15 protein-coding genes are annotated in these 15,416 nt (G+C 40.1%); 12 read left to right on the top strand and 3 right to left on the bottom strand.

The window, feature by feature from the left end; all coding sequences use genetic code 11:
• Both RDV78_04335 and aroF read right to left on the bottom strand, forming a co-directional pair.
• Positions 1 to 513, bottom strand: a complete 513-nt coding sequence (locus RDV78_04335; GenBank protein MDS1029735.1) for an RNA polymerase sigma factor SigX — start codon at positions 511 to 513, stop codon at positions 1 to 3.
• 227 nt (positions 514 to 740) lie between these two features.
• Positions 741 to 1,757: a 3-deoxy-7-phosphoheptulonate synthase gene (gene aroF, locus RDV78_04330; protein ID MDS1029734.1), complete on the bottom strand. Its 1,017-nt coding sequence runs from the start codon at positions 1,755 to 1,757 to the stop codon at positions 741 to 743.
• A 615-nt stretch (positions 1,758 to 2,372) separates the two neighbouring features.
• On the opposite strand from aroF, the gene RDV78_04325 reads away from it, so the two are divergent.
• From RDV78_04325 to folB, 6 genes are all read left to right on the top strand, one after another.
• Positions 2,373 to 3,650 carry a putative DNA modification/repair radical SAM protein gene (locus tag RDV78_04325; GenBank protein ID MDS1029733.1) on the top strand — a complete coding sequence of 426 codons (1,278 nt, stop codon included), beginning with the start codon at positions 2,373 to 2,375 and terminating at the stop codon, positions 3,648 to 3,650.
• Positions 3,650 to 4,402: a TIGR03915 family putative DNA repair protein gene (locus tag RDV78_04320; protein ID MDS1029732.1), complete on the top strand. Its 753-nt coding sequence runs from the start codon at positions 3,650 to 3,652 to the stop codon at positions 4,400 to 4,402. Before RDV78_04325 ends, RDV78_04320 begins: the two co-directional genes overlap by 1 nt.
• 145 nt (positions 4,403 to 4,547) lie before the next feature.
• Entirely contained in the window at positions 4,548 to 5,669 is a 1,122-nt protein-coding gene (locus RDV78_04315) for an HD-GYP domain-containing protein (protein ID MDS1029731.1), read from the top strand.
• Positions 5,670 to 5,828: 159 nt separating this feature from the next.
• Positions 5,829 to 6,542 (top strand): hypothetical protein, encoded by a 714-nt coding sequence (locus RDV78_04310; GenBank protein MDS1029730.1) that lies wholly within the window; start codon positions 5,829 to 5,831, stop codon positions 6,540 to 6,542.
• Between the two features lie 37 nt (positions 6,543 to 6,579).
• Positions 6,580 to 7,146 (top strand): GTP cyclohydrolase I FolE, encoded by a 567-nt coding sequence (gene folE, locus RDV78_04305; protein ID MDS1029729.1) that lies wholly within the window; start codon positions 6,580 to 6,582, stop codon positions 7,144 to 7,146.
• Positions 7,147 to 7,158: 12 nt separating this feature from the next.
• Positions 7,159 to 7,518: a dihydroneopterin aldolase gene (gene folB, locus RDV78_04300; protein MDS1029728.1), complete on the top strand. Its 360-nt coding sequence runs from the start codon at positions 7,159 to 7,161 to the stop codon at positions 7,516 to 7,518.
• A gap of 18 nt (positions 7,519 to 7,536) precedes the next feature.
• Here folB and RDV78_04295 read toward each other — a convergent pair whose 3' ends face one another.
• Positions 7,537 to 8,172 (bottom strand): DUF1054 family protein, encoded by a 636-nt coding sequence (locus tag RDV78_04295; GenBank protein MDS1029727.1) that lies wholly within the window; start codon positions 8,170 to 8,172, stop codon positions 7,537 to 7,539.
• 351 nt (positions 8,173 to 8,523) lie between these two features.
• Here RDV78_04295 and RDV78_04290 point away from each other — a divergent pair, with 351 nt between their 5' ends.
• The 6 genes from RDV78_04290 (at position 8,524) to rsmA (ending at position 15,175) form a co-directional block, all read left to right on the top strand.
• The gene (locus tag RDV78_04290) at positions 8,524 to 9,111 is read left to right on the top strand and encodes a Fe-Mn family superoxide dismutase (protein ID MDS1029726.1); all 588 of its coding nucleotides are present in this window, start codon (positions 8,524 to 8,526) and stop codon (positions 9,109 to 9,111) included.
• A 264-nt stretch (positions 9,112 to 9,375) separates the two neighbouring features.
• The gene (locus RDV78_04285; protein MDS1029725.1) at positions 9,376 to 11,502 is read left to right on the top strand and encodes a Tex family protein; all 2,127 of its coding nucleotides are present in this window, start codon (positions 9,376 to 9,378) and stop codon (positions 11,500 to 11,502) included.
• A 2-nt stretch (positions 11,503 to 11,504) separates the two neighbouring features.
• Positions 11,505 to 11,906, top strand: coding sequence for a hypothetical protein (locus RDV78_04280; protein MDS1029724.1), 402 nt, complete (start codon positions 11,505 to 11,507; stop codon positions 11,904 to 11,906).
• A gap of 227 nt (positions 11,907 to 12,133) precedes the next feature.
• Positions 12,134 to 13,117 carry a 3D domain-containing protein gene (locus RDV78_04275; protein MDS1029723.1) on the top strand — a complete coding sequence of 328 codons (984 nt, stop codon included), beginning with the start codon at positions 12,134 to 12,136 and terminating at the stop codon, positions 13,115 to 13,117.
• A gap of 91 nt (positions 13,118 to 13,208) precedes the next feature.
• A complete protein-coding gene (locus RDV78_04270) occupies positions 13,209 to 14,213 on the top strand; it encodes a 3D domain-containing protein (GenBank protein MDS1029722.1) in 1,005 nt (334 codons plus the stop codon).
• Positions 14,214 to 14,308: 95 nt separating this feature from the next.
• Positions 14,309 to 15,175, top strand: a complete 867-nt coding sequence (gene rsmA / locus RDV78_04265) for a 16S rRNA (adenine(1518)-N(6)/adenine(1519)-N(6))-dimethyltransferase RsmA (protein MDS1029721.1) — start codon at positions 14,309 to 14,311, stop codon at positions 15,173 to 15,175.
• Positions 15,176 to 15,416: the final 241 nt, after the last annotated feature.

Below are 15,416 nucleotides of genomic sequence, written 5' to 3'. Positions count from 1 at the left end.
TTATTCACAACCTTTCTGCCGAAGGTACTCTTCTTTAAATCTGGCCATACTTCGTGCCAGTATAGTACCTACTGAACTTTTTTGGATTTCGAGGACCTGGGCAATTTCCTGATAACTGTATCCAGAGAATTTAAGCAGCAGCCCTATTCGATCTCTAGGGGACATTTTCTTTAAAACCCCGCGTACTTCTCTGACTTCCTGACTCCGGATAAAGATTTCATCAAAAGAAATTATTTTATCAAGGCGTTCGTATTCCGTATTAATTTCTTTAGATTTGCGAATTTTTTCACCTTTTAAATAGTTATAGGCTAAATTCGTAGCCACTTTGCGGAGCCAGCCGCCGGGATTAGTTAATTCCTTAGGGGGTGAGGTATAAAGTTTTAGAAAAGTTTCCTGGGCTAAATCGTCGGCAGTTCCTGGGTCCCCTGTTAAATACAGTAACTGGCGGCAAATAATCTCATAATAACTAGCAAATAATTCATTGAAACTGGTACTCTTAAGATCATTTGTTATTATGTTTGGCAGCGATTCCCCGGCTATAATTTTTACCCACCCCTTTTAAACTTGTATATTGCAGTTCTGCTCATGAGCTTTACATTATATAAACAATTTTATGCTATATTTTGTGACAGCAAATAGAAAAAAACTATTATTTTTTTGAAACTAAAAAAACTTGGCAAAAGCCAAGTTATTTTAGAGATTTTTTTAATTATACTGCTGATTTGGCAAAAGGCAAGTTTTTAGAAACTGCGCCCTACTGCTTGTGCCACCGGCTGCAATTTCCCCATTAAATCAGAGAAAGCTTCCGTTGTTAGAGATTGGGGCCCATCGCAAAGGGCAACTGCTGGATTTGGATGGACTTCAATAATTAAACCATCGGCGCCTGCCGCCACAGCTCCTAAGGACATAGGACCAATGAGTTTGGTTTGGCCTGTTGCATGACTGGGGTCAACAATAACCGGCAAATGGCTTAAGTTCTTAGCAACGGCAACGGCACTTAAATCTAAAGTATTGCGGGTTGCGTTTTCAAAGGTTCTAATTCCTCGTTCGCATAGTACAATATTTCCATTGCCTTCCGAGGCAATATATTCGGCAGCCATTAACCATTCTTCAATAGTCGAAGAAGCGCCTCTTTTTAAGAGAATGGGTTTGCCGGAGCGGCCGGCTAACTGCAACAAACGGAAATTTTGCATATTCCTAGCCCCTATTTGCAGCATATCCACATACTCTACAGATAAATTTAAACTAGCCTCATCGATTACTTCCGTTACAGTAGGAAGCCCCGTTTCCTGAGATGCTTCAGTTAATAGTTTTAAACCTTCTTCCTCTAAACCTTGGAAACTATAGGGAGAGGTTCTAGGTTTGAAGGCACCGCCTCGCAAAATCTTGGCACCTGCCTCTTTTACCCTCTTAGCGGCAGTTAAAAGTTGATCCCTATTTTCAACGGCACATGGTCCGGCAATAGCCACAACCTCTTGCCCGCCAATAACAACATCCTTAACTTTTACTAAGGTATTTTCTTCTTTAGCTTCCCTGCTGACTAACTTATAGGGCTGCATAATAGGTACAATTTTTTCAACTCCCGGCATTCTTTCTAAACCCAAAGATTCCAGCAGCACTTTTCTATCACCTACAGCTCCAATAACCAGCCTTTTGACTCCCTGAATAAGATGTAAACGATAGCCATTATCCTTCAGCTTTTTTTCCACATTGGCAATTTCCTCTTGTTTAGCGGTTAATTTCATAACAATAATCATTTTAATTCCTCCAATTAGTTTGATATTTTCCCAATAAAAAACCTGCCGTTATCCCCTAAGGGACGAAACGGCAGGTTTCCGTGGTACCACCCTAATTAGTCTACAGTGATATAGACTCTCTCTATAAGGTACAGGAGTATTTTCCGTAAATAAAACAAAAAACTCCTCGCCCCTTAGGGACGAGAAGCTAAGCTTTCCGTGTTACCACCCTAGTTGAACTACAAAACAGTTCCACTCAAGTATTAAGTACGGGAAAAAATCCGATACCCTCTCTCTTGTAACGTCTAGAGTTTGACGGCTTACCTACTTTCTGTTTATACAGTTTCAGCTTGCACCTCAGGAGGGAACTTCAGTATGGGCAGATCTTAAAAGTGCTTTCAGTCGGCGGCACTTTCTCCCTTAAAGACTGAACCAAACCTACTTTTCTCCATCACAGGTTTTAGTATTTGAATTAATAAAAATTATATAATGATTTTTTTATAAAATCAAGAGAAAATTTTATTGAATAAAACCCCATATTATGGAAAAATAAAAATTGTCTTTAGAACATACGTTTGCTAAAAGGCATGCTTTTTGTTACAATAAAAATATATTACTTATTTTAGAGGGTAGATCATGGACCTAGAAAAAAAGATAAGAATCCTAGCGGAGGCGGCTAGGTACGATGTATCTTGTTCCTCCAGCGGGAGTAAACGTAAAAATAACGATGGTTTAGGCAATGGTCACGTTAGCGGTATTTGTCACAGCTGGGCGGCAGATGGCCGTTGTATTTCTTTGCTGAAAATTCTTCTAACAAACTATTGCAGCTTTAACTGCGCCTACTGTGTTAATAGATCCACTAGCGATGTGCCTAGGGCCATGTTCACTCCTCAGGAGTTAGCGGACTTGACAATTAATTTTTATCGCCGTAACTATATTGAGGGCCTCTTCTTAAGCTCGGCAATTTTCCATAGCCCCGACCGTACTATGGAACTTTTGCTGCAGACAGTCCAAAAGCTGCGGCAGGAGTACCACTTTCATGGCTACATTCACTTAAAAGCTATTCCTGGGGCAGATGGGGAGCTCATTAAAAAAGCGGGGCAGCTGGTAGATAGAATGAGTGTCAATATAGAGCTTCCCTCTAACCGGAGTCTAAAGCTTTTAGCTCCTCAAAAGGACAAAACAACTATTTTAAAACCTATGGATTATATCAAAAACCAAATTACAGAAAGCCCTAAAGGATTTGTACCGGCGGGGCAGACTACCCAGCTCATTGTTGGGGCTTCCCCTGAGCATGATTTAAATATCTTAACTTTATCGGAAAACCTGTACCACAAATACAACTTAAAAAGAGTCTATTATTCAGCCTATGTGCCGGTAGTGGAACATCGCAATTTGCCAAGTATAACTAAGCCCCCTTTATTAAGAGAGCATCGGCTTTACCAAGCAGATTGGCTCCTGCGTTTCTATGGCTTTCAAGCTAAGGAATTGCTAAGTTCGGAACACCCGGATTTTGCTGTGGAGTTTGACCCTAAAACCAATTGGGCTTTAAACAACTTGCAGCACTTTCCCCTAGAAATTAACAAAGCACCCTATGAAATGCTGCTGCGGGTTCCCGGCATTGGAGTTAGGTCCGCCAAGCGCATCATAGTAGCCCGGAAAATGCGGGCTTTAGATGTGGAAGCTTTAGCCAGGTTAGGCGTAGTTTTAAAAAGAGCCAAATATTTTATTACCTGTCAGGGGAAATATCCAGGGGGAATTACTTTCCAAGACGACTTTATTCGCAGCGCATTACTCCAGGGAGGTAAAAAAAATCAACGCCAGTCCCCCTATGAACAGTTGACTATTTTTTCCCGGCCTCAATTATCTTTACCTAGAGACGACGGCTATTCTAGCTATACAGGTGAATTATAATGCTCTACTTTACTTTTGATGGTACTTTTCCAGGTTTACTGACAGCAATTTACGAAAGTTATTACCAGCCGGAGAAACCTGACGGCATAACAGTTCAGGGCCAGTTAGAATTAAGTTTATTTGACTCCGCCATACATATCAAAACGGATGAGGCCAAGGCCCAAAAAGTCTTAGCAGCAGTAAGCAGCAAAATTTCCGCTGCCGCTTTAAGCAATATTTATTACGCTTACTTGGCAGAACATCCGGAAGCTCCAACCGCAATTTATAAATACCTGCAGCTGGGATTTAAGCGGGGAGAAAAAATAGATTTAGATCTAGCCCGGCAAGATGTTTTCACCGTGCATACCTTAGGGCAAAAAGTCCGTAGGGAAAGGCACCGCTATTTAGGTCTTCTGCGTTTTGTTAAGCTGCAGGGAGAAATTTATTATGCCCAGTTTGAGCCAGAAGGGAACATCGTTAGTATTTTAGCACCCCATTTTGCCAAGCGCTTTGCTGACCAAAAATGGATTATCCATGACCTCCAAAGGAATTTAGCAGCAGTTTATCAACCCCGGGAATGGTACTTGGCGGAGCTGCCGCCTCTTCCTGTGACGGATTTAACAGGACAAGCTCCTCAAAATAAGAACTTTTCTCGGCTGTGGCAAAGTTACTTTGAGAGCATAGCTGTGCCCAATCGCACAAATCCTAAGCTGCAAATGCAGAATATGCCCAAAAAGTATTGGAAGTACTTAACTGAAAAGATAGACAAATAATGAGCCTCGGTGGAGGCTTTTTTATTTTCTAAAAAAGGAATAAAATTATGATTTAGCGAAATATACCAAATTAAATAGCTTACATACTATATATTAATTTTAAAATTGGTTCCTCTTATCAATAACTTACAAAGGCTGGAAAATAATGAGGAAAGTTGACATAGATCTTTTAACAACAAAAATGAAAATTGCCCAAAATGTGTATAGTTCAGAGGGATATACTTTGCTCAGCGCCGGAGTAGTCCTCAGTGAACAATTTATTAATAAACTGCGCTATTTTAAAGTCCCCGCTGTGTATATTGAAGATGGCTTTTTACCGGAAGTACAAGTAAATGACCTTGTTTCTGGAAGAACTAGACTAGAGTCAAAAAAAGCAGTTAAAGAAATAACTAACGAAGTTAAAACTCAGTTGAAAAACAAGAGAGGCTTTAATATTAACGTCCCTAAGCTTTTAAGCTCCGTCAAGAGGATCACAGAGGAGCTAGGTTCAAGCAAAAACCTAATTGTAAATATGACAGACATTCGTACTACAGATGATTATACCTATAGCCACTGTGTCAATGTTTGTGTTTTATCTTTACTCCTGGGGGTATCCTTAAATCTTACTGAGGCAAATCTAAATTTATTAGGCATAGGGGCTTTAATGCATGATATCGGAAAAGTCATGATTCCTGAAGATATTTTAAATAAACCAGGCAAATTAACAGATGTAGAATACGAATTAATGAAAAAACACACTACTTTTGGTTATGAAATTTTAAGCAAGCAAAGGGATATTCATAAGTTATCGGCCCGAATTGCCTGGGAACACCATGAAAGAATTGATGGAAGTGGTTATCCTAGGGGTTTAACTAAAAAGGAAATTCACCGCTATTCACAAATTGTAGCAATGGCAGATGTATACGATGCCTTAGTTAGCCCGAGAATATACAAAAAGGCTTATCTTCCTCACGAAGCTTATGAATATATTGCCGGCTGTGGAAACCATATTTTTGATTACGATCTTGTCCAAGCCTTTTTATTCCACTTGGCACCCTATCCCAAAGGCACTATTGTCAGACTAAGTACGGGTCAAATTGGGATAGTTGTGGATCTCATTAATAAATTAACCATTCGGCCTATTGTGACAATTTTATTTGATAATGGAGTACCGGTCGAGAACCGTTACGATTTAAACTTAGCAAAACATTTAACCATTACAATTGTAGAGATAGTCTCAGAAGAAGAATATCAGCAATTAAAAAACAAGGCAGGCATTAAGGATTAGAAGGTAAGAAAATACAACAGATTTAAGAACCTAGGTAGAAGGATGTCACCGAAACCTTCTATGCTAAATATGAGAGATACCTTAAAAAATACATCTGTAAATGCTATAATAAACTGGAAAACTAATTAGGAGGTAAAGCCAAATCTAAAAGGTGATACAATGTTTGCCAGCGTTACTTTACAAATGGAATTAGATCAAATACTTGCCCTAGAAAGTCCTTTAGCAGTATTATTAATTGGTGCTGCAGCCACAGAAAATTTGTCGGCACTGCAATTGTTAAACGATTTAGATTTTTTAGTTATTACAGAAAAAAGCCAATATTTTGAAAGATCAGTTTATACCAAGAACCAAATTAAATATGACATTTCCTACCTTCCTGTAGAATTACTGTACAAAGGAATGGAGGAAAATTGGTTATTTTTGCGTAATATATTTAAGCACTATCAAGTTATTTATCAGAAACCTCCCTGGGTGGAGGAAATATTAACCAAAGTGCAAAAATGGCTCCAGGAGCCCCTAAGGATTACTGACGAAGAAATCCGGTATCTGCGCTTTACACTTACCCAATCTTGGGAGGATTTAGTCAACCGCCAGGAAGACTTATTAAATGCTATTTATTTAGCACATACTTTATTAAATAGTATTTTGCAAGCCTATTTTCAATTGCATCAACTTGATGCCCCGAAAAATAAAAAAATTTTAGCAGCCATAAAAAAAATAGATCCAAGTCTTTTTGAGTTATGCCAATCTTTTCTACTAGAAGGAGAACAAAACTTAAAGCTAGAAAAGTTACATGAAATTCTCAATTATGTTCTTACTCCTTTTGGTGGAAAATTAACCACTTGGGCCAAAGGAAAATTTCCTTTACGCTAAGCTTTCCAAACTAATAACTGCGAAATGAGGGATTAAAATGGATAAACAAAAAATCGAAAAAGCAGTCCGGGATATATTAGAAGCTATTGGAGAAAACCCTGATCGGGAAGGATTAGTCAATACTCCCAAGCGAATAGCAAGAATGTATGAAGAAATTTTTGTAGGCTTAAAAGAAGACCCTGGCAAGCATTTGGAAATTTTCTTTCAGGAAGAAAAGCATGAAGAATTAGTTTTGATTAAGGACATACCTTTTTATTCCATGTGCGAACACCATTTAGTCCCTTTCTTTGGGAAAGCTCACGTAGGCTATCTCCCAAAAGGGGGAAAACTAACCGGTTTAAGTAAATTAGCTAGAGTAGTAGAAACCATTGCCCGCCGCCCTCAGCTGCAAGAACGGCTCACAGCTAATATTGCTGATACAATTATGACCAAATTAGAACCTTATGGAGTAATTGTAGTTGTTGAAGCTGAACATATGTGCATGACCATGCGGGGAGTTAAAAAGCCCGGTTCTAAAACTCTAACCTCAGCTGTACGGGGCATCTTTGCCTCCGATGCTAAAGTTCGAGCCGAAGCCATGTCCTTGATTAACTTTGGCAGTTAGGAAGATTAACAGATGGACAAGATTCTACTGCAGAATATGGCTTTTTATGGCTACCATGGGGTTATGCCGGAGGAGAATGTTTTAGGACAAAAATTTTTTATCGACGTAGAACTGCACTTAAATTTACAACAGCCTGGCCGAAGTGACCGAGTTGAAGATACGGTTAATTATGCCCATGTTTATGAGCAAATTAAAGAAATCGTGGAAAAACAAAAATTTCAATTAATCGAGGCCTTAGGGGAAACTATTGCCCAAAATATTTTAGAAAAGCAGACCTTAGTCCAAGAAGTATTAGTACGGGTCAAAAAACCGGAAGCACCTATTCCAGGAATTTTTGATTATGTAGCCATTGAAGTAAATAGAAAACGTTAAAAATAGCCTTGCAAAAGGCTATTTTTTTTCTGCAGCTGCCCTGTAAAGGGGGAGCAGTTGCAGAAAAAAATTTTCAATTTCCGGCACTAAATTAGCTGGTTGCTGCAGAAGGGGATTATTAGGTTTTAATTCTCGACCAACGGCTAGCCAAGAAGATTTTTTTTGTTGCAGGTCTTCCACTACCTGTCCCAAAATATTATCCATATCTTCTATAGGTACAGTAGTTCCAAGCTTTTTAGGCAGCCCATACCAAAAAATATTTTTCCCTTTGAAGCTATTCAAGAGCTGGGGCCCATTTTCTTGTAAATTACGAGCTAAGGTTTCCTTGTCTTTAGCCTCCGGTTTTAAAACTAATCGAGTGTAAACATAGTCTCTTGCTATGCCCACGGCATAATGGACATACATTTTATAGCCTCGGGGTGAACGGCCAAGGGCAAGCCAAGTATCGTCAGGAGGATTAACTGTTCTCCGGGCATGGCTGGCCACGTGAGGATAAAAGGAATGCCGGCTTTTAGCTGAAAGCCCCGGCGCTAAAATTTCCCCTAAAGCAAGTAACTTGGGCCTAATTAAACTTCGAATGGCTAACATTCTCTCTTCAAAACCTGCTAAATCAAAAACAGCAAAATCTTCGGCGCTAAACCCTGTGAAATCCATTTTTATCTCTCCTTGCCTACTTTGCTTTAGTATTTGTTTTTTGGCAAATCCTATAATCTTTTACCTAAAAGAAAAAATATTTGTTCCATTGATACGGCTATTGCCAATGGTAACACCTAAATACTTCTTGTTGTAACCAATAATGCAGGAGAGATTAGTCAATACTATAATTTAGATGGAATATTTTGGGTAACTGGATAGCAAATTTTGTGGTAGAATCAATATATCAATATGCATGGAATACCCTATTCGATTTTTGCCCATGCCAATGCCAAAATTGGACAGCGGTAATTAAATTTGACTAAAGGCATAGAATGTAAGGTAAATACAAGTTAAAAGAGGTGTTGCGGAATGAAGTATCAGCCTAAAAACTTTGATTACCTTTATGGAACACCTGGCTTCTCCGACCAGCTTTTAAATTTGCATTTTACCTTATACCGAGGCTATGTAGAAAATACTAATAAGTTAGATGAGCTGCTAAAAATGTACTTAAAGGATGGAAGGACTAATTTACCCCAATATGCAGAACTAAAAAGGCGCTTTGGCTGGGAATTTGACGGAATGAGGCTTCATGAGTACTACTTTGGTAATATGAAAAAAGGAGGCTCCGGCTTAGACAGAAACAGTGCTTTTTATAAAGCTATTTTACATGAATTTGGCTCCTGGGAAGCCTGGGAGCGGGATTTCAAAGGAGTAGGCTTAATGCGGGGCATTGGCTGGGCCATTTTATATTACGACACCCAAGGGAAACGGCTGTTTAACACCTGGATCAACGAACATGATACAGGCCATTTGGCGGGAGCATGTCCCCTCTTAGTCATGGATGTCTTTGAACATGCCTACATAACCCAATATGGGCTCAGAAGGCCGGAATATATTGAATCCTTCTTTAAAGCCATAGATTGGGCCATAGTTGCCCAAAGATATAATAAACAGTAAAACTGACGGGGCGAGACAAGAGTAGGCAGACATCGGATATAAATGTAACCGTCCCAGGGAAGATTTTTCTATGCCCGTCCATTGGGAAAATCTATCCATTTCAAAAGTAGATACGTTTTGGCTTGTTGGGATTTTTTACCTTCTTGTCAGGTTTATTTTGCTATGCTTATCTTTAAGTTAAACATTTATTAATAAAATTACTTGACTTTAGTTAGCTGACCTCGATGTCTGCCTGTTCAAACAGATTAACGCAAAGGGGAGAGCATTTTGAATATAGTAGCACAGTTAGCTGCGGAATTTAACTTAGCAAAAAAACAAGTAATAAGCACAGTACAGCTTTTAGATGAGGGAAATACTGTTCCCTTCATCGCCCGCTACCGGAAAGAAATGACAGGTGGCTTAAACGACGAAGTGTTACGTGACTTAACTGAACGTCTAGGATACCTGCGCAGTTTAGAAGAGCGCAAAGTGGAGATTACCCGTCTTTTGGACGAGCAGGGAGTCCTAACCCCTGAGCTGGAACAAAAAATTGCAGCGGCCCAAGCACTAGTGGAGCTGGAAGATATTTATCGTCCTTTCCGGCCCAAGCGCAAAACCAGGGCTTCAGCAGCCAAAGAAAAAGGACTAGAGCCTTTAGCGGAGCTTTTGTTGACTCTTACTTCGGGAAATCTAGAGGAGGAAGCCCAAAAGTTTATTAATGCTGAGTTAGGCGTCAATACGAGAGAGGAAGCTTTCCAAGGAGCCCAGGATATTATTGCTGAAATGGTTTCCGACAACGCAGAAGCTCGCAAATATTTGAGGCAGTTAGCCAAAAGAAAGGCACTCCTTGTTTCCCGTAAAAAAACCAAAAGTACGGAAAGATCTCCCTATGAAATGTATTATGAATACCAAGAAGCAGTACGCTCCATACCTCCTCACCGGGTTTTAGCTATAAATAGAGGTGAGAAAGAAGAATTCTTAGAAGCCAAAATAGAGTTTCCTGAAGCTGAAATACTTGCCTACCTAGAAAAGGTTTTTCTCCCGAAAGGCATCGCAGGAGCAGCTTATGTGCAAGATGCCATTAAGGATGGTTGGCAGCGCCTGTTAGAACCTAGCCTAGAAAGGGAACTGCGCAAAGAACTGACTGAAAAAGGGGAAGAGCAGGCTATTAAAGTCTTTGCCGCCAACTTAAAGAAACTTTTACTCCAGCCCCCTTGCAAAGGGCATACGGTCCTAGGTTTAGACCCTGCCTATCGGACAGGCTGCAAAATAGCTGTTTTAGATGCAACCGGCAAAGTTTTAGATACTGCAGTTATCTATCCTACACCGCCTCAAAATAAAATCGCCGAAGCTGCCGAAAAAGTCAAGGAGCTGATTTATAAACATGGAGTTACAGCCATAGCCATTGGCAATGGCACAGCTTCTCGAGAAAGTGAAAAATTTATAGCCGATTTGCTGGTGGAATTTAATGGAAGAGTACTCTATACTATAGTCAACGAGGCAGGAGCATCAGTGTACTCTGCCTCTAAACTGGCTCAAGAGGAATTTCCCCAGTTTGACGTAACTTTGCGCAGCGCTGCTTCTATTGGCCGCAGGCTTTTAGATCCTTTAGCAGAGCTGGTGAAAATCGACCCTAAAGCCATTGGAGTAGGACAGTATCAGCATGATGTAAACCAAAAAAGGTTAGGAGAAACCTTGCAGGGTGTAGTAGAAGATTGTGTAAATACTGTAGGGGTGGATCTAAATACTGCTTCACCCTCTCTGTTAAACTACATAGCCGGTGTTTCAGCGTCAATTGCCAAGAAAATTGTAGCTTATCGGGAAGAAAAGGGCTTCTTCCGAAACAGGCAGGAATTGCTGAAAGTTGCCGGCCTAGGGCCCAAAACCTTTGTCCAATGTGCAGGCTTTTTGCGTTTGCCAGACAGCGATAATCCCTTAGATAACACTGCTGTCCACCCGGAATCTTACGCAGTAACCTATCAGCTCCTAGCTGAATTAGGCATTGATTTGGGACAGGACTTGCCCATAAAGATCCAGGCTGATTTACCTGCTTTGGCCCAAAAATTAAACATAGGGCTCCCTACCCTGCAAGATATTGTAAAGGAGCTGGAAAAGCCTGGCCGAGACCCTCGAGAAGAGCTGCCGCCGCCGGTTTTTAAAGCAGGAGTTATGGAGCTGGAGGATTTAAAACCTGGAATGGTCTTAAACGGCGTCGTTAGAAATGTAGTGGATTTCGGAGCTTTTGTAGATATAGGAGTCCATCAGGATGGTTTAGTTCACATCTCCGAATTAGGGGAAAAATACGTGCGAAATCCACTGGAAGTTGTAAATGTAGGTGATATTGTGAAAGTGAAAATTATGGAAGTAGATTTAGAACGGAAAAGAATTGCTTTAACAATGAAAGAAGTGTAAAAATGGAAAGAAGCATTTGGCTGTTAGCCGAATTTATTAATGCACTCCATGATCTAGTCTTAGCGGTAGCACGGACCTTTGATTTCTCCATGACCGATAAGGAGCTGCATTTTTGGCTGGTAGGTCTTTTGGGAATTGCATTTTTCCTCGTCATTCATCTGCTTTTTAAAAGGATTGCCCGCTGGAGCATAACGGCCCTTTCCTTTATTTATACCTTTACACTTTTAGTAGTTTTTGTTTTTGCCGTGGAAATAGAACAAAAAATCACAGGCCGAGGCAATATGGAACTAAAAGATGCGGAAGCGGGTTTATATGGCTTTTTAGCCTTTTTCACAGTTTATTTACTAATTTCTTTTAGCCTAAAATTATTGCACAAGTTATTTAACAGAATAATTAAAAGGTGAACCTCCCCACCTACGCTAAGAGTGGAGGTATTCTCTAAACATTGATAAACTTTCAATGGCTCTGGACCAATGAAGACAACGGTCCGGAGCCTTTATTTTTCCCTCTGATAGCATAAAAGGAATAATTTGCATAACCCATGCATAAAATACGAATAGCCTAAGTATAAGGATGTTGCATATGATAATTTAACACACTTTTTTTTCAAATAATCTTTCGAGGTGATCTATTGCTAAAAACTGCAAATTGCCAAGCTCCGCCGGGCAAAAAAATACTGCTTTTAATCACTGCCTTTTTTTTGCTCTGTGGAATGTCCCTAACTTGTTATGCCCAAGCGGTTAAAACCGTCACTGTAGTACAGGGTGTGAAAAAAATTAAAATACGAACCTTAGCCCGCAATGTTCAAGGGGTTCTAAGGCAGCAGAAAATACAGCTAAGCAAATATGATTTAGTGGAACCAGGGGAAATGGCTAAAATCCAGGAAGGTTCGGAAGTTCGTATTTATAAGGCAATTCCTGTTATTGTCAGTGCTGACGGCAAAAGCAAAACAATTATGGTCGCCAAGCCTACCCGGGAAAAAGTTTTGACCAATAGCGGGATTCGCCTGGGCTCCTTAGATCAGGTCACAGACAATTTAAATACTTCGGAGCTGCCTAAAAAGCTTATTGTTACAAGAATAACTGAAAAAAAAGTGGTTAAGTATCAAAAAGTTGATTTTGTTACTAAGCGACAGCCCAAAAAATCTTTAGTCAAAGGCCAAACAAAAGTACTTCAGGAAGGCCGGCCAGGCGTAATGCAAAAAATAGTTATAATTACCTACAAAAATGGGCAAGAGCAAGGTAGAAAGATCATCAGCAGTGCCGTTATTAAAGCTCCCCAAACTAAACTCATTGCCTATGGCACTAAAAACCCAGTAGTTGCTACTGCCTCTAGAAGTTTAGAGGGGAGAAAAATGCTGTTCATGGAAGCTACAGGCTATACTCACACTGGTAACAGAACAGCAACGGGCATTATGCCCTATCGAGGAATTATTGCTGTAGATCCAGATGTCATACCCCTGGGAACAAAATTATATGTAGAAGGCTACGGCTATTGTGTGGCCCAGGATACGGGAGGAGCCATCAACGGCCATAGAATTGATCTTTTTTATGATAGCGTTAATGAAGCTCTAAATTGGGGAAGAAAAGTCGTAAAAGTATATATTTTACATTAAAATAGGGGAATTCCTGCTTAGGCAGGAATCCTTTTTTTTTTGGAGAATATTTAATAGTACCGTTTCTTAATTAATTTCGAGGAGGGAAAAAATGGATGCCTGGATTAAAAATTGGGTAAAACAATGTATTCAGGCCCGGCATAAGCAGCAAATTATAATTGTTTCTATATTAGCACTTGTCGTCTTAGTCTTGTTAGGACTAACCGGTTATACTTGGGCACGAAAGGATATAACCATTACGGTGGATGGCAAAGCAGAGCAAGTGTCCACTTTTAAAAAACAAGTTGGAGAGGTCTTGAAGGAAAAAAGAATTGCCTTAAATCCTAAAGATAGCATCTCCTATGAGTTGGAAACTGCTTTGCAGGATGGAATGGTAGTTGCAATTGAAAGAGCCTTTCCGGTTGTAATTAAAGTTGATGGAAGACTGCTCAAAGCAGAAACACCACCAGCCAAAGTCGAAGAAATATTAAAGCAGTCGGGAGTTACTCTTGGTCCGGAGGATCAAATTTCACCGGCATTAGGGACACTTATTGCAGAACCCACCAAAATTGTAATTAAAAGAATTGGCTACAAAAAAATAACTAAAGAAGTACCAATACCTTTCCAAATTGAACGCAAAGAAATGGCAAATTGGGATAGAGGTATGGAGAAAGTTACAACTGCCGGGCAAAAAGGTTTGGAGAGAAAAATTATTAAAATTACCTACCGGGATGGAGTAGAAGTAAACCGGCAGGTAATAGACACCAAAGTAGTAAAAAAACCCGTGAACAAATGCATTGCTTATGGAACCCGTTCTGTAGTCTCCAGAGGCGGAGACAGCTACAGGTTTAGGGAATCCTTAACTGTCACTGCTACAGCCTACAGTGCAACAGGTAATTCTACCTTTTCAGGGACAAAACCTGGCCGGGGAACTGTGGCTGTAGACCCAGGGGTAATACCTCTCGGCAGCCGGCTCTATGTAGAAGGCTACGGCGTTGCTAGAGCCCTGGATATAGGAGGGGCTATTCAAGGAAACAGGATTGATGTATTTATGAACAGCCAAAGGGAAGCCCGCCGCTGGGGAGTACGGACAGTGAAGGTGTATCTTCTAGAGTGATTAAGGCGTTTCACGCAACTAATGAGGCTTTTTCAGCCTCATTTTTGCTTATATTTAGCAAAAAATGCTGTATACTAGTTGGGTGAGGTGAACTAATGATCAATTTAACTGTTGCCCGAAATGTGAAAAAATTAATGCAAAAATATAATTTTCATACAAAAAAAAGTTATGGACAAAATTTTTTAACCAACGAAGAAGTCCTACAGACCATTGTGGAAAGTGCCCAACTGGACTCTGAGGATATTGTAGTTGAAATCGGCCCTGGTTTAGGTACTTTGACCCAATTCTTGGCAGCCAATGCTAAAAAAGTATTGGCAGTGGAGCTTGATAAAACTTTGCTGCCGGTTCTAGCTGAAACTTTAAGTGATTTTTCTAATGTACAGGTTATTAACCAGGATATCTTAAAAATAGATTTAGATGAAGTTGTCCGGCAAGAAATCCCTCCGGGCCAAGAGCTAAGCTACAAGGTAGTGGCCAATCTGCCTTACTACATTACTACGCCTATAATTATGCATCTACTGGAACAAAGATACCATATTTCCAGCATAACAATTATGGTTCAATTGGAAGTTGCAGCAAGAATGGCAGCCCGGCCAGGAGGAAAGGACTATGGAGCTTTATCCCTGGCAGTACAGTACTACACGGAGCCGGAATTAATAACTAAAGTTCCCCCGTCGTCTTTTATACCTGCTCCGGAAGTAGAGTCAGCAGTCATGAAGTTAACTCTTAGGGCCAAGCCCCCTGTCCAGGTTGCAGATGAAAAACTATTTTTCTCTTTAATTAAAACTGCTTTTGCCCAAAGAAGAAAAACTCTCTTAAACGCTCTTAGCCACAAATACACTCAGTTGCCCAAGGAGAAGCTAACTGCACTGCTGGAGTCCTGTGGCATCGATCCCCAGCGCAGAGGAGAGACCTTAAGTCTAGAGGAATATGCACTATTAACAAAAATTTTTTCTGATTAAGAAAAATATTTCCGGCAAAAATAAAAGTAGAAGTTAATTTGGAGGTGCCGGAAATGAAAAGCAAAGCAAAAGAACAGCCTATAAATAGAATAGAAATGCTGGATTTATTTTTGCAAGTAGCTAGTACAATTAGAAGGCAAAAAAAGGTTTCTAAAAGCTAAAGTCAAAGGTGCTGGTATTAGTTCTTTTTGGTTTCCTTCTTTGTCTATAAGGATAACCCGGTAAGGAACTGGAGCTTTAG

Source organism: Bacillota bacterium LX-D, assembly GCA_031628995.1.
Lineage (GTDB): Bacteria > Bacillota > DUOV01 > DUOV01 > Zhaonellaceae > JAVLUO01.
This window is presented reverse-complemented; position numbering and strand designations above follow the sequence as displayed.

Coding starts and splice junctions, on each gene's coding strand:
- aroF (MDS1029734.1), bottom strand. CDS start 1,757: ATGATTATTGTTATGAAATTAACCGCTAAACAAGAGGAAATTGCCAAT.
- RDV78_04325 (MDS1029733.1), top strand. CDS start 2,373: ATGGACCTAGAAAAAAAGATAAGAATCCTAGCGGAGGCGGCTAGGTAC.
- RDV78_04320 (MDS1029732.1), top strand. CDS start 3,650: ATGCTCTACTTTACTTTTGATGGTACTTTTCCAGGTTTACTGACAGCA.
- RDV78_04315 (MDS1029731.1), top strand. CDS start 4,548: ATGAGGAAAGTTGACATAGATCTTTTAACAACAAAAATGAAAATTGCC.
- RDV78_04310 (MDS1029730.1), top strand. CDS start 5,829: ATGTTTGCCAGCGTTACTTTACAAATGGAATTAGATCAAATACTTGCC.
- folE (MDS1029729.1), top strand. CDS start 6,580: ATGGATAAACAAAAAATCGAAAAAGCAGTCCGGGATATATTAGAAGCT.
- folB (MDS1029728.1), top strand. CDS start 7,159: ATGGACAAGATTCTACTGCAGAATATGGCTTTTTATGGCTACCATGGG.
- RDV78_04295 (MDS1029727.1), bottom strand. CDS start 8,172: ATGGATTTCACAGGGTTTAGCGCCGAAGATTTTGCTGTTTTTGATTTA.
- RDV78_04290 (MDS1029726.1), top strand. CDS start 8,524: ATGAAGTATCAGCCTAAAAACTTTGATTACCTTTATGGAACACCTGGC.
- RDV78_04280 (MDS1029724.1), top strand. CDS start 11,505: ATGGAAAGAAGCATTTGGCTGTTAGCCGAATTTATTAATGCACTCCAT.
- RDV78_04270 (MDS1029722.1), top strand. CDS start 13,209: ATGGATGCCTGGATTAAAAATTGGGTAAAACAATGTATTCAGGCCCGG.
- rsmA (MDS1029721.1), top strand. CDS start 14,309: ATGATCAATTTAACTGTTGCCCGAAATGTGAAAAAATTAATGCAAAAA.